The following is a 12,593-nucleotide window of genomic DNA, read 5'->3' as shown; positions in this document are numbered from 1 at the left end:
ATCCAGATATGGCAAACGGCGTGCCAGTTTTAAATGTTATTTATTTTCAATACCTTGAAAGAGAAAGTTAACACTAGCGATGTAAAACCTGGCACTTCGCGCCATTGATCATTGGGGAACCTGGCAGAAAGGTGAAAAAAGCCGGACGGGCGTCCGGCTTAGGCAGGGGATTAGACTTCCGTCAGTGTGGTTTCAAGCGGCAGACGTGATTTCGGCAGCCCGGCGTTGAAATCCTCGACGCTATGATGGCCGACCGGCACCACGACCAGACTGGTATAGCCTTTTTCTTTCAGACCAAATTCAGCGTCGAGCACCTCGGCGTCGAAACCTTCAATGGGGACAGCGTCGAGACCCATCGCGGCGACGCCCAGCAGAAAGTTACCGACGTTCAGATAGACCTGTTTCGCCATCCACTGGTGGTCATCTTTCAGCGAGACGCGGTGCATATCGGCGAAAAAGCGGCGACCTTTATCATTTGCCGCTTTAGCTTCCGGCGTAGCGAAACGGCCATCGGCATCTTCCTGATCGACGACGCGCTCAAGCCATGCGTCATCCATTGCGGTTTTTGCGCAGAAGACCACCACATGGGAGGCGTCTAACATTTTACGTTCGTTAAACACATAATTGGCGGCGGCGGATTTTGCGACACGCGCTTTGCCCTCTTCCGTACTGGCGACAATAAAGTGCCACGGCTGGGAATTGGTGCTGGAGGGGCTGTACTGTAGTAGTGTTTTTATTTTATCCGCTTCTTCGGCGGTCAGTTTTTTGCTGGGATCGAACGCCTTAGTGGAGTAGCGCTTTAAGGCGACAGAAACGATATCCATAAATGCTCCTGGTTGGTTTAGTACCCTTTTGTATCAGCAGGGTACCGGGTTATCGGTAAAAAGATAAGGGAGGAAAATGCGGAAACGGTTATTGCATCAGCGCGGCCGCAGGCGCAGTTGCTCTCTTTTAGGCAGCCCGTCTACGACCAGATTCCATGAGTCATTTATCAAATCGTTGAGTAGCGAGACGGTGATATCCTCGCCCGCATAGACTGAAATCCAGTGTTTCTTATTCATGTGATAGCCAGGCGCAATGCTGGGGTAAATTTGTTGATTTACCAGGGATTTTTGGGGATCCGACTTCAGGTTCACCACTGGACGGCAGTGATGTTCAGTGAAAAGCATGAATATTTTGCCGCCGACTTTAAACACATCGTACTGTGGGCCGAAAGGCCAGCAGTGTTCGGTAAAAGGCAGTTCCAGCGCAAAGCGTTTTGCACAGGCGTGCAGTGTTTGACCGTCCATTATTGCTCCTCGCGAGTCAGCGCGCGCCACATGGCTTCGAATCCCAGCGCAATATATTCGCCAGCGCGAGCGGGATCGCGCGCGGCGAAATCCATTGTTGTTTCAGCCAGCGCCAGAAAAAGGCCGTCGCCGAAGGCGCGGTACTCATCCGACATAAACACCATCAAAACGGAACGATGACATAAATCGCGCAATTCGGGGAACATATCGTCGGCCCGTTGTTCCGTCTCTTTGGTGAGCTTTTCGCTGACGGCCAGTTGACGGATCGCCCGATGGCGCGCGGGATGGTTCAGACCCCAACTGATGTAACTGTTCCAGATAAAACGGGTCATCATTTTGGCATCGGTAATGGATCGATCCAGCTCCATTATCATTGACTGGCAGAGATCCTGCTTTAAATGCAAATACAACGTGTTAATCAGCTCATCTTTGGTCGCGAAATAGCGAAACAATGTTCCTTCTGCAACACCTGCGTTACGCGCAATCACCGCCGTTGAGGCGGCGATACCGGATTGCGCTATCGCCTGGGTTGCCGCTTCCAGTAATGCTTGTTTTTTGTCTTCACTCTTCGGACGAGCCACTACACGTTACCCTTATGTCTGGAAAAACATGATTGAATCATGCCCGTTGTCGCGTCGCAACGGTGAATGTCAACCTTTGAAAAGTACCTTGACGGCGTATCTTTGCTTTCTATAATGAGTGCTTACTCACTCATAATCAAGGGCTGCCGCATGAAGTGGTAGAAAAGCATATTGCAGGCCATGCGATAAGCCGTCTCACAATTTGTGTGGTTATTACTATGCTTATTGCTGTTGCCGTAAATGTGCGGTGCGGGAGCCGCTGACGAGTTTGATAGAGGGGAGAGCACGATGACCATTTCCGCTCAGGTTATCGACACGATTGTCGAGTGGATTGATGATAATTTGAATCAGCCGTTACGTATTGATGATATTGCCCGTCATGCGGGGTATTCCAAGTGGCACCTGCAGCGCCTTTTTATGCAGTACAAAGGGGAGAGTCTGGGGCGCTACGTGCGTGAACGGAAGCTAAAACTGGCGGCGCGCGACCTGCGCGACACCGACCAGAAGGTGTATGATATTTGTCTAAAGTATGGTTTTGATTCGCAGCAAACCTTTACGCGCATTTTTACCCGCACGTTCAACCTGCCGCCAGGCGCTTATCGTAAAGAAAATCATGGCCGTACGCATTGAAATGTTTAATTGGCCAGCGAAAACCAGCGCCGCCAGATAAAGCGAATAACATAATATTCCAGCGCGCCGAGCAACAGAAACCATAAACAAAACAACAAAGTATAAAGCTGGTTGAGATCCATAAGATGAAAGATCCCGACCAGTTTTTGCGCCAGCGCAAGGCCGAGCGAAGGGGCGGGCAGCAGCAGGCTGGAGAGCAACGCCATCAGCAAAATACCGGCAGCGGTCATCAATGATTCAAGCGGGTGTTTCATGGCTTTGTTAAACGTAAGTTAAAACGCCATTGTCCGGGATATCGCCTGGTAAGGCAAATATGCTGTCTATTGTCCCGCCCAGATTTCACAATGTTTTTGTACCAGGCCTATCAGCGATCCGCCGTCGGCAATAAACTCCCGCATATATTGCGCTTCGTTACCGCCTTTTTTCACCTGCAGACGTAGTGCGTCAATGGCGCTGTCGGCGCCCAGCTTGCGCGCAGAGGGGGTAACGTTGTCCAGCAGACGCAGCGTATCATCTGCCAGGCGACGGCGGTCGCCGGTATAGGCATCGGTTAGCACGCCCTCTAGACCATAGCGGCAAGCCTGAAAACGGTTGAATTTATATAACAGATAGTCTTGTTCCTGCGGTTTAAAGGGACGCTCGGTCAGCAGCCAGTGCGCGGTCGCCTGAATCAACCCTGCCATATTGATGGCATGATCAAGGGTGAGCGGCGTATCCATCACCCGAACTTCTACCGTGCCAAAGGCCGGGCTGGGGCGGATATCCCAGTGCAAATCTTTGATGCTGTCGATCATCGTGGTGTAAGACAGACGACGAAATAGTCCGGCAAACTCTTGCCAGTTACTGACCCACGGCATGGGACCGTTATCGGGAAAAGCGGAAAAAATATTCAGGCGCGCGCAGGCAAAACGGGTGTCAGATCCTTGCATATAGGGAGACGCGGCGGAGAGCGCAATAAAGTGTGGCACAAAATGCGACAGCCCGTGTAAAAGATAAATCGCATCGTCGCCGTTCGCGCAGCCGACATGGACATGCTGGCCGAAAACCGTCGCCTGTTGAATTAAGTAGCCGAAATTTTCCAGCGTGCGTTGATAGCGCTCATTATCACAGACCTCCTGACGCTGCCATTTTTGAAAAGGGTGCGTACCGCCGCCGCAAATGCCGAGATGGTGTTCCGACGCCGCCTGTAAAATAACGTGCTGCATGGCAGAAAGTTGGGCCGCCGCCTGGTCAATATCGCGGCAGACGCCCGTGGCCATCTCCAGCATACTTTCGGTGATATCGTGCTTAATTTCTCCCGCAGTAAGTTGGGGCTTAACGGCGTCGATCAGTGTAGAAGAGTCCTGACTTAAATCGTAGCCAGGTGGATTGATCACCTGCATCTCCAGCTCAATACCAAGCGTATAAGGTTCAGAAACGTGAAAATCATTCAGCGTCATAGTGATCTCATTTATCGGGGTATTGCGCTAAGTATAGAAGCGGGAGCGCTCCTGTCGTGGGGAAAGCGCATTATTGCAAAAACAAGAGTAATAACGCTATTGTCACGTTGAAACCATTCTGTACGGACGGTACGTTCAGCCATCGTGGCGGCAAAGGCTGGCAGCAGATGTAACGAGATGTGCGTGGCGGTAAGCGAGGTAACTTTTGCGCTATCGAATCCCGGGAGCGTGACGCGGTCTGAAAAGGCTTTATAAACGCTCTCTTTGGCGGAGAAGGCCAGCGTCAGGGCAAGCGGAAAAGGGAGCGAGCTCGCCTGGAGAATTTGGTGCTCATCGCTATCGATAATGGACGGCGCCAGCTCTGTCGCCGTGTGCTGACTCATGATTTTTTCTATATCAACGCCGACACGTTGTCGGGATATGACGGCCAGCGCCGTTGACGCACAGTGGCTGATGCTGCCAAATAGGCCGTCCGGCCATAGCGGCTGTCGCTTGTCGCCAATACCGGGCACTGTCCTGACGCCCACCTCGCGTAGCGCGTGAACGGCGGCAATGCGGCCTGCCAGATGTTCAGCTTTACGCTTGCGTCCGGCAGACCGGAGCCGATCGTGATGAGGAAGCCATAGCAGGTCGTGTTCGTGAAAGCTGCTCGCATCAAAGTCGACGATATGCAGCCTGTGTCCGGCAAAGGGAAGGGGAAAATGAGATGTCCGCATCGTTTTTTGCTAATTCCCTCCCCCGAATGAGGGAGGGAAGGTTGCCATCAGAAATGGGTATTAATGCTCATATACCACGTACGTCCCGGTTCGTTATAGGTGTACGCGCCAGCGCCCGCCATATAAGCGCCAGTTTGAGTATCCCTGACGGTTTGCGCGTTACCTTCACGCCACAGACGTTTGTCAAAGAGGTTATCCACGCCACCGGTCAGGCTGACATTTTTGGTCACGTCCCAGGTCGCGCTCAGGCCAACAATACTGTATGGGCTGACCGCTTGCTTATCTGTTCCGGTAACGGGGTTACCCTGATAATCATATTTCTTCGGCTCTTGTTTGCCGTACCAGGTGAAGGTCGATTGCAGAGAAACGTCCTGACGTACCTGCCAGCTCAGGGTTGAGTTAAGCGTGTACTGTGGAATAATCGACAGGCGTTCGCCGGTCTCTTTGTTTTTACTCTGCAGCATATACGTAACGTTATTCGTCCAGTTGACGGTGTCGCTAACCGGTACGTTTAACGTGCCTTCCAGACCTTCAACGACCGCTTTCGGCACGTTCTCCCACTGATAGACATCCGTTTTGCCGTTGTTGATACGCTGCAACGGCACCGTACCCGCTTCAATCTTATTGCGGTAATCATTGCGGAACCAGGTGATGCCGGCCAGCCAGCCATCGCGTTTAAATTCCAGACCGATCTCTTTATTGATGCTGGTCTCGGCTTTCAGATCATCGTTACCCATCATATAGCAGCCGATGCCGGTACCCGCGCCAGTCGCGTAGCAACCCTGACCTTTACTGTACAAAATATAGTTTGGGTTAGTCTGGTACAGACTCGGGGCTTTATAAGCGCGGGCGATCCCCATTTTCAGGGTAAAGTCATCCCCCAGACCTTGCGACAGGTTCAGCGACGGGCTCCAGTTATCCCCCACAATACTGTGATGATCGAAACGTAGCCCCGGCGTCAGCATGGTGCTGTCGGTCAGTTCCATGTTGTTTTCAGCAAACAGAGAGAAAATTTCCGCTTTTGAATAGGGGCTACGATTGGTACTGCTGTAACCCGGGATATTTCCCCCCATAAAGGTTTGCGAGTTGGAGAGCTCGTCTTTCATACGCTGTTGGGCCCATTCGCTACCCAGCGTCAGGTTTTGATTGACCAGCAGATCGAAAGGAAGGCTCACTTCGCTGTGTAGGGTGACGTCATTCAAATCGGCATCGGCATATTTTTGCGATGCTTTGGGATCGAAAATTCCTTCGGTGCCGCCTGCTAAGCCTTCCGGCATCCGGGAGTTACGGGTATGTTCGTATTGCACCCAGTTACTGGTGGTTACGCCATTATCCCAGCCGCCGTTCCAGGTCAGAGAGTAGTTCTGCCGATAGAGGCGGTTCGTCTCTTTTCCGTAATTATCTTTCACCAGTTGGTTCGTATTGGTGTTCTGAGTATCACCGGCATAGAGATTGCCCTGGCGACTGTATCCGGCCTCCAGCTCCAGAGACTGAAGCGGAGCAAAATCCCAACGAACTACGCCGTTGATATCTTTGTTAATGACCCCCTCGCGTCCTGCCGGTAGCGTGTCGGCGTAACTCCCGGTACGTTCAGACTGATGCCCCTGGTTAATATTACGCGCATCCGCCTGCGTTTTGTCGAGGTTGCCATACAGACGGAAGCTGAAATCCCCGCCCAGCGGGCCGTTCAGGCTAAAGTTAGTGCGTTTGGTCGCGCCTTCGTCTTTATGTTCCGGCGCGTTGAAATAGGTATTCCAGGAACCGTGCCACTCGCTACCGCCTTTTTTGGTAATGATATTGACCACGCCACCCGCCGCGCCGTTGCCGTAGCGTGCGGCGGCAGGGCCACGCAGCACTTCAATGCGTTCGATCATCTCCGGCGGCACCCACGCGGTATCGCCACGGGTATCGCGTTCGCCGCGCCAGCCCAGGCGTACCGAGTTACGGCTGGTGACGGGTTTACCGTCTATCAGGATGAGGGTGTTTTCCGGCCCCATGCCGCGAATATCGATTTGGCGATTATTCCCGCGCTGACCGCTGGTGGAGTTGCCGGTCAGGTTCACGCCCGGCATGGTGCGGATGATTTCTGACACGTCGCGCGCGGGCGGATTTTTGCGGATCTCATCGGCGGTGATGGTGGATACGCCTGGCGCCTGTAGGTTTTGCTGGGCAGCGGTCACCACGATGGTGTCTTCATTGGTGAGCGCAGCGCTATCGGTTTTTTCTTCCGCCATCACGGGCAGAGCGGCCCCGTAAATCCCTAAATTGACCAGTAAGGTCAGGGAATGAATCTTCTTGTTCATTGTATATCCTGCTTTTCTTTAGCCACATAAGCCAAAGCGCCCGTCAAAGGCATTGGCCGGGTGGTGAAATTGTGTTCGCGCGTCCCATAGCGCGACAATACGCTATTGCAAATGCAAATAGTTATCAATAATATTATCAATATATTTCACCTTTTATATACAAAATTCATAATAAACACAGGGTTATAATGAAAGAGGCGCTGGCAACGGGAAGTGAGGCCTGGTGGAGGACGAAAACCGGGCCGGAATGGATACGGGAAAAAGACGGAAATTATCGGGTCACTTTTTGGTGGCGCGACCCGCAGGGAAACGAAACACACTCCCCGATACGGCGTGTCTGGGTCTACATCACTGGCGTAACCGATCATCATCAAAACGCGCAGCCTCAGACGATGGCGCGTATTGCCGGAACGGATGTCTGGCGCTGGAGTACGGCGCTTAGCGCTAACTGGCGCGGCAGCTACTGTTTTATTCCTACCGAGCGCGATGACGTTTTTGCCGCTTTTGCGCCGGGCGAAACACCCGATCGGAACGCACTGCGTGAAGGCTGGCGACAGCTATTACCGCAGGCGATTGCCGACCCGCTTAATTCGCAAAGCTGGCGGGGAGGACGTGGTCATGCGGTTTCGGCGCTGGAAATGCCGGATGCGCCCCTTCAGCCGGGATGGGATCGTCCTGAAACGCCGTACTCGCCGCCTTTGATGATGCAGTGGCATAGCGCACGTCTGGGCAATTCCCGCCGCGTATGGATATTGACGACCGGAGACAAGGCGCCGGAGGAAAGACCGTTGGCTATTCTGCTGGACGGTCAATTCTGGGCGGAAAATATGCCCGTCTGGCCCGCGCTCGCCTCGCTGACTCATCAACGTCTGCTTCCCGGTGCCGTCTATCTGCTGATTGACGCGATTGATACTCAACACCGCAGCCAGGAGTTGCCCTGCAATGCCGACTTCTGGCTGGCGGTGCAGCAGGAACTGTTGCCGCAAGTCAGAGCCGTGACGCCTTTTAGCGATGATGCCGGGCGAACGGTGGTCGCCGGACAGAGTTTTGGCGGCCTGTCGGCGCTGTATGCCGGCCTGAACTGGCCGACGCGTTTTGGCTGTGTACTAAGCCAGTCAGGATCGTTCTGGTGGCCCCATCGCATCACCCCGCCGGAGGGGGAAGTCATTACCCGGCTGAAAACCGGCGCATTATGCGCGCGCGGACTGCGTATCGTACTGGAGGCCGGCGTGCGTGAACCGATCGTGTTTCAGGCGAATCAGGCGCTTTATGCCCAACTGAATACCTCGCAGCAGTCCATTTTCTGGCGTCAGGTTGACGGCGGACACGATGCGCTTTGCTGGCGCGGCGGGCTAACGCAAGGGCTGATGCTGCTTTGGCAGCCGCTTATCGACACGCTTTAACCGGGCACATGTCCATGACAGGAGTTGAGTATGGAATTCAGTAATCCCTTCGATAATCCGCAGGGACAGTTTTACATCCTGCAAAATGCGCAGCGTCAATTCAGCCTTTGGCCAGCGGCGTGCGCGCTTCCCGCAGGCTGGGACGTGGTATGCGAACCGCAATCGCAGGACGCGTGCCAGCAGTGGCTTAATACGCGCTGGACAACACTGAATCCGGCCCATTATGCCGATAAGCAGGAGGCGAAATGACGCAGCGTTTACCGTTAGTCGCCGCCCAGCCAGGGATCTGGATGGCGGAAAAACTCTCTGATTTACCCTCCGCCTGGAGCGTGGCGCACTACGTGGAACTGAATGGCGAGCTGGATGCCCCCTTGCTGGCAAAAGCGGTAGCGATAGGGATGCAACAGGCGGATACGCTACGGATGCGTTTTACCGAAGAGAACGGCGAGGTCTGGCAATGGATAGATCCTGAGCGCACCTTCGGCGAGCCCCCGATTGCCGATTTACGCGACCAGCCCGATCCGCATCACGCGGCGCTGACGTTAATGCAGGCGGATTTACGGCAAAACCTGCGCGCAGATAGCGGTAAGCCGCTGGCTTTTCACCAGTTAATCCGCATTGATGATACCCGCTGGTATTGGTATCAGCGCTATCACCATTTGCTGGTGGATGGCTTTAGCTTCCCGGCGATAACCCGCCAGATTGCGGCGATTTATCGCGCCTGGCAGAGCGAGGCCCCTACACCGGAGTCGCCTTTTACCCCCTTTGCGGATGTGGTCGAGGAATATCAGCGCTATCGCCAGAGCGAGGCCTGGCAGCGTGACGGCGCCTTCTGGGCGCAGCAGCGCCGCGAGCTGCCGCCGCCGGCGTCAATGTCTGCCGCGCCGCTGCCGGGGCGGTCGGCGAGCGCGGATATTCTGCGTATGAAATTGAGCGCGCCGGAGGGGGCGTTTCGCCAACTGGCGGCGCACATGCCTGAGATACCGCGAGCGGATCTTGCCCTGGCGCTGGTGACGTTGTGGCTGGGACGATTATGCGGGCGTATGGATTATGCCGCCGGATTTATCTTTATGCGGCGGATGGGCTCAGCGGCGTTAACGGCGACCGGGCCTGTCCTTAACGTGTTGCCGCTGGCGGTTAACCTTCATGCGACGGAAGATCTGCCAACGCTGGCGAAGCGTCTTGCGGCGCAGTTAAAGAAGATGCGCCGCCACCAGCGTTACGACGCCGAACAGATTGTACGCGATAGCGGGCGAGCCGCAGGGGAGACGCCGCTATTTGGCCCGGTGCTCAACATAAAAGTATTTGATTATCATCTGGATCTTCCTGGCATACAGGCGCAAACCCATACCCTGGCGACGGGGCCGGTTAACGATCTTGAACTGGCGCTTTTTCCGGATGAAAACGGCGGTCTGGATATTGAATTGCTGGCGAATGCACAGCGTTACGATGATGCCACGCTCTCCCGCCATGCCTTACGATTGATGGCGCTTATCACGCAGTTTGCGGATAACCCGGCGCTGCGCTGCGGCGATGCGCAAATGCTGCTGGCGGAAGAACAAACGCAATTAACACACCTTAATAATACGGCGGTAACGATTCCCACCGCCACGCTTAGCGATTTGGTGGCGCAGCAGGCGCAAAAAACGCCAGAGGCTGCCGCGTTGGCAGATGCGCATTATCACTTTACCTACCGTGAAATGCGTGAACAGGTTGTGGCGCTGGCATACGCGCTGCGGGAACGCGGCGTTCAGCCTGGCGATAGCGTGGCGGTGGCGTTGCCGCGGTCGGTTTTCCTGACCTTAGCGCTGCATGGCATTGTCGAGGCGGGCGCCGCCTGGCTGCCGCTGGATACCGGTTATCCTGACGATCGGCTGCGAATGATGCTGGAAGATGCGCAGCCGAAACTGTTAATTACGACTCAGGCGCAGCTGGCGCGCTTTCACGATATTCCGGGGATGGAATATTTGTGTTATAGCCAACCGCTATCGGTCAGTGACGCCACTCCGCTGGGGCTGTCATTACCGCATCATACCGCTTACATCATTTTCACCTCTGGCTCGACGGGCAGGCCGAAAGGGGTGATGGTGGGACAAACGGCGATAGTCAACCGGCTGCTGTGGATGCAGGATCACTATCCGTTGACGGCGGATGATGTAGTAGCGCAAAAAACGCCGTGCAGTTTTGACGTCTCAGTATGGGAGTTTTTCTGGCCGTTTATCGCCGGGGCGAAACTAGTGATGGCTGAACCGGAAGCGCACCGCGACCCGCTCGCGATGCAGCGGTTCTTTGCGCAATACGGTGTTACGACCACCCATTTTGTGCCGTCGATGCTGGCGGCCTTTATTGCCTCGCTCACGCCAGCGTCGGCTGGGAAAAGCTGCGCTTCCTTAAAGCGCGTTTTCTGTAGTGGCGAGGCCCTGCCGACGGCGCTGTGCCGCGAATGGGAGACGTTAACCAACGCGCCGCTACACAATCTGTACGGGCCAACGGAGGCCGCGGTGGATGTGAGCTGGTATCCGGCCTGTGGCGATGAGCTGGCGGCTGTTGACGGCAACAGTATCCCGATTGGTTATCCCGTCTGGAATACCGGTTTGCGTATTCTCGATGCGCATATGCAGCCGGTGCCGCCGGGCGTGGCTGGCGATCTCTATCTTACCGGTATCCAACTGGCGCAGGGCTATCTGGGGCGTCCGGATCTTACCGCCAGCCGTTTTATCGCCGATCCTTTTGCGCCAGGCGAACGGATGTACCGTACCGGAGATGTGGCGCGCTGGCTGGATTCCGGCGCGGTGGAGTACCTGGGGCGCAGCGACGATCAGCTCAAAATTCGGGGGCAACGTATTGAACTGGGCGAGATTGACCGCGTCATGCAAACGCTGCCGGATGTTGAACAGGCGGTAGCACATGCCTGCGTCTTTAATCAGGCGGCGGCGACGGGCGGGGATGCCCGGCAACTGGTCGGCTATCTGGTGTCGCACTCCGGTTTGCCGCTGGATTTACCAGCGCTGCAGGAAAAATTACGCCAAAAACTTCCCGCGCATATGGTGCCAGTTGTGCTGTTGCAACTTGCCAGCTTGCCGCTTAGCGCTAATGGCAAGCTGGATCGCAAAGCCCTGCCGCTGCCGGACCTGACGCCGCGCGTGAAAGGGCGTGCGCCGCAGTCCGCAACGGAGATTGCTGTCGCCGCGGCGTTTTCCCGCCTGCTGGGCTGTGAGATTAACGATGTTGAAAGTGATTTCTTTGCGCTGGGCGGACACTCGCTGCTGGCGATGAAACTGGCCGCGCAGCTAAGCCAGACGTTTAATCGCCAGGTGACGCCGGGGCAGGTGATGGTGGCGTCTGACGTGGCGCAGTTGAGTAAGCTGCTCGATACTGACGATGACGAACGCTCGCGCAATCTGGGGTTCGGGCCGCTGTTGCCGCTGCGTGAAAGCGATGGTCCAACGTTATTTTGTTTCCATCCGGCGTCGGGGTTCGCCTGGCAATTTAGCGTATTATCACGCTATCTCAGCCCGTCGTGGTCGATTATGGGGATTCAGTCGCCGCGCCCCGCTGGCCCTATGCAAACCGCAACCACCCTTGATGAGGTATGTGAACATCATCTGGCGACTTTGCTCGCCCGGCAGCCGCATGGCCCTTATTATTTATTAGGCTATTCGCTGGGCGGGACGCTGGCGCAAGGGATCGCCGCCCGGTTGCGCGCACGCGGCGAAACCGTAGCGTTTTTGGGGTTACTGGACACCTGGCCGCCGGAAACGCAAAACTGGCGGGAAAAAGAGGCGAATGGCCTCAATCCGGACGTATTGGCGGAAATTGAACGTGAACGCGCAGCGTTTGTCGCCGCTCAGCAGGGAAATGCCTCCGAAGCCTTATTTACCGCCATTGAAGGCAATTATGCGGATGCCGTCCGTTTGCTGACGACGGCGCATAGCGTACCGTTTGATGGACATGCTACGCTCTTTGTGGCGGATAAAACGGTGCCGGAAGGCGTATCGCCTGAACAGAGCTGGTCGCCGTGGATAGAGTCTTTGGCTATTTATCGCCAGCCGTGCGCGCATGTAGATATTATTTCTCCCTCCGCTTTTGAAACTATCGGGCCCATCATCAGCGAGCTCATTAATAAATAACGGGCGTTGTTTCTGCCTTTAACAAATTAAATCCTGAAACCCATAATAATTACTAATTATTATGGGTTTTTTATTGCAACGATTAATTCTTTTAACATAAGT

At 55.0% G+C, this 12,593-nt stretch carries 11 protein-coding genes; 4 read left to right on the top strand and 7 right to left on the bottom strand.

What is annotated here, in order from left to right; all coding sequences use genetic code 11:
* Positions 1 to 170: 170 nt before the first annotated feature.
* From nfsB to LDB27_RS15990, 3 genes are all read right to left on the bottom strand, one after another.
* A complete protein-coding gene (gene nfsB / locus LDB27_RS16000) occupies positions 171 to 824 on the bottom strand; it encodes an oxygen-insensitive NAD(P)H nitroreductase (RefSeq protein ID WP_001585524.1) in 654 nt (217 codons plus the stop codon).
* A gap of 96 nt (positions 825 to 920) precedes the next feature.
* Entirely contained in the window at positions 921 to 1,289 is a 369-nt protein-coding gene (locus tag LDB27_RS15995; RefSeq protein ID WP_000348989.1) for an MmcQ/YjbR family DNA-binding protein, read from the bottom strand.
* A complete protein-coding gene (locus tag LDB27_RS15990; protein ID WP_000113609.1) occupies positions 1,289 to 1,870 on the bottom strand; it encodes a TetR/AcrR family transcriptional regulator in 582 nt (193 codons plus the stop codon). The genes LDB27_RS15995 and LDB27_RS15990 overlap by 1 nt, the downstream gene beginning before the upstream one ends.
* 288 nt (positions 1,871 to 2,158) lie before the next feature.
* Here LDB27_RS15990 and LDB27_RS15985 point away from each other — a divergent pair, with 288 nt between their 5' ends.
* Complete coding sequence (locus LDB27_RS15985) at positions 2,159 to 2,500, top strand: RamA family antibiotic efflux transcriptional regulator (RefSeq protein WP_000155635.1); 342 nt, start codon at positions 2,159 to 2,161, stop codon at positions 2,498 to 2,500.
* A 5-nt stretch (positions 2,501 to 2,505) separates the two neighbouring features.
* Here LDB27_RS15985 and LDB27_RS15980 read toward each other — a convergent pair whose 3' ends face one another.
* The 4 genes from LDB27_RS15980 to LDB27_RS15965 form a co-directional block, all read right to left on the bottom strand.
* On the bottom strand, positions 2,506 to 2,754 hold the full coding sequence (locus LDB27_RS15980; protein WP_000682498.1) for a DUF1158 family protein: 249 nt from the start codon (positions 2,752 to 2,754) through the stop codon (positions 2,506 to 2,508).
* Positions 2,755 to 2,820: 66 nt separating this feature from the next.
* Positions 2,821 to 3,939, bottom strand: coding sequence for a YbdK family carboxylate-amine ligase (locus LDB27_RS15975; RefSeq protein ID WP_000174090.1), 1,119 nt, complete (start codon positions 3,937 to 3,939; stop codon positions 2,821 to 2,823).
* 11 nt (positions 3,940 to 3,950) lie between these two features.
* The gene (gene entD, locus LDB27_RS15970) at positions 3,951 to 4,655 is read right to left on the bottom strand and encodes an enterobactin synthase subunit EntD (RefSeq protein ID WP_001260565.1); all 705 of its coding nucleotides are present in this window, start codon (positions 4,653 to 4,655) and stop codon (positions 3,951 to 3,953) included.
* A gap of 47 nt (positions 4,656 to 4,702) precedes the next feature.
* Positions 4,703 to 6,958, bottom strand: a complete 2,256-nt coding sequence (locus tag LDB27_RS15965; protein WP_001034964.1) for a TonB-dependent siderophore receptor — start codon at positions 6,956 to 6,958, stop codon at positions 4,703 to 4,705.
* A 188-nt stretch (positions 6,959 to 7,146) separates the two neighbouring features.
* Here LDB27_RS15965 and fes point away from each other — a divergent pair, with 188 nt between their 5' ends.
* Genes fes through entF form a run of 3 tightly spaced genes read left to right on the top strand, consistent with a single transcriptional unit; the run spans position 7,147 to position 12,491 of the window.
* Positions 7,147 to 8,361, top strand: coding sequence for an enterochelin esterase (fes, locus tag LDB27_RS15960; RefSeq protein ID WP_000656590.1), 1,215 nt, complete (start codon positions 7,147 to 7,149; stop codon positions 8,359 to 8,361).
* Between the two features lie 30 nt (positions 8,362 to 8,391).
* A complete protein-coding gene (locus LDB27_RS15955; protein WP_000396006.1) occupies positions 8,392 to 8,610 on the top strand; it encodes an MbtH family protein in 219 nt (72 codons plus the stop codon).
* Entirely contained in the window at positions 8,607 to 12,491 is a 3,885-nt protein-coding gene (gene entF / locus LDB27_RS15950) for an enterobactin non-ribosomal peptide synthetase EntF (protein WP_000194142.1), read from the top strand. The genes LDB27_RS15955 and entF overlap by 4 nt, the downstream gene beginning before the upstream one ends.
* Positions 12,492 to 12,593: the final 102 nt, after the last annotated feature.

The sequence above is a fragment of the Salmonella sp. JXY0409-18 genome (assembly GCF_020268625.1).
Classification (GTDB): Bacteria; Pseudomonadota; Gammaproteobacteria; order Enterobacterales; family Enterobacteriaceae; genus Salmonella; species Salmonella enterica.
This window is presented reverse-complemented; position numbering and strand designations above follow the sequence as displayed.

Excerpts from the sequence above, each read along its gene's own strand:
- LDB27_RS15985 (WP_000155635.1), top strand. The coding sequence starts at position 2,159 with ATGACCATTTCCGCTCAGGTTATCGACACGATTGTCGAGTGGATTGAT.
- LDB27_RS15980 (WP_000682498.1), bottom strand. The coding sequence starts at position 2,754 with ATGAAACACCCGCTTGAATCATTGATGACCGCTGCCGGTATTTTGCTG.
- LDB27_RS15975 (WP_000174090.1), bottom strand. The coding sequence starts at position 3,939 with ATGACGCTGAATGATTTTCACGTTTCTGAACCTTATACGCTTGGTATT.
- entD (WP_001260565.1), bottom strand. The coding sequence starts at position 4,655 with ATGCGGACATCTCATTTTCCCCTTCCCTTTGCCGGACACAGGCTGCAT.
- LDB27_RS15955 (WP_000396006.1), top strand. The coding sequence starts at position 8,392 with ATGGAATTCAGTAATCCCTTCGATAATCCGCAGGGACAGTTTTACATC.
- LDB27_RS15965 (WP_001034964.1), bottom strand. The coding sequence starts at position 6,958 with ATGAACAAGAAGATTCATTCCCTGACCTTACTGGTCAATTTAGGGATT.
- LDB27_RS15995 (WP_000348989.1), bottom strand. The coding sequence starts at position 1,289 with ATGGACGGTCAAACACTGCACGCCTGTGCAAAACGCTTTGCGCTGGAA.
- entF (WP_000194142.1), top strand. The coding sequence starts at position 8,607 with ATGACGCAGCGTTTACCGTTAGTCGCCGCCCAGCCAGGGATCTGGATG.
- fes (WP_000656590.1), top strand. The coding sequence starts at position 7,147 with ATGAAAGAGGCGCTGGCAACGGGAAGTGAGGCCTGGTGGAGGACGAAA.
- nfsB (WP_001585524.1), bottom strand. The coding sequence starts at position 824 with ATGGATATCGTTTCTGTCGCCTTAAAGCGCTACTCCACTAAGGCGTTC.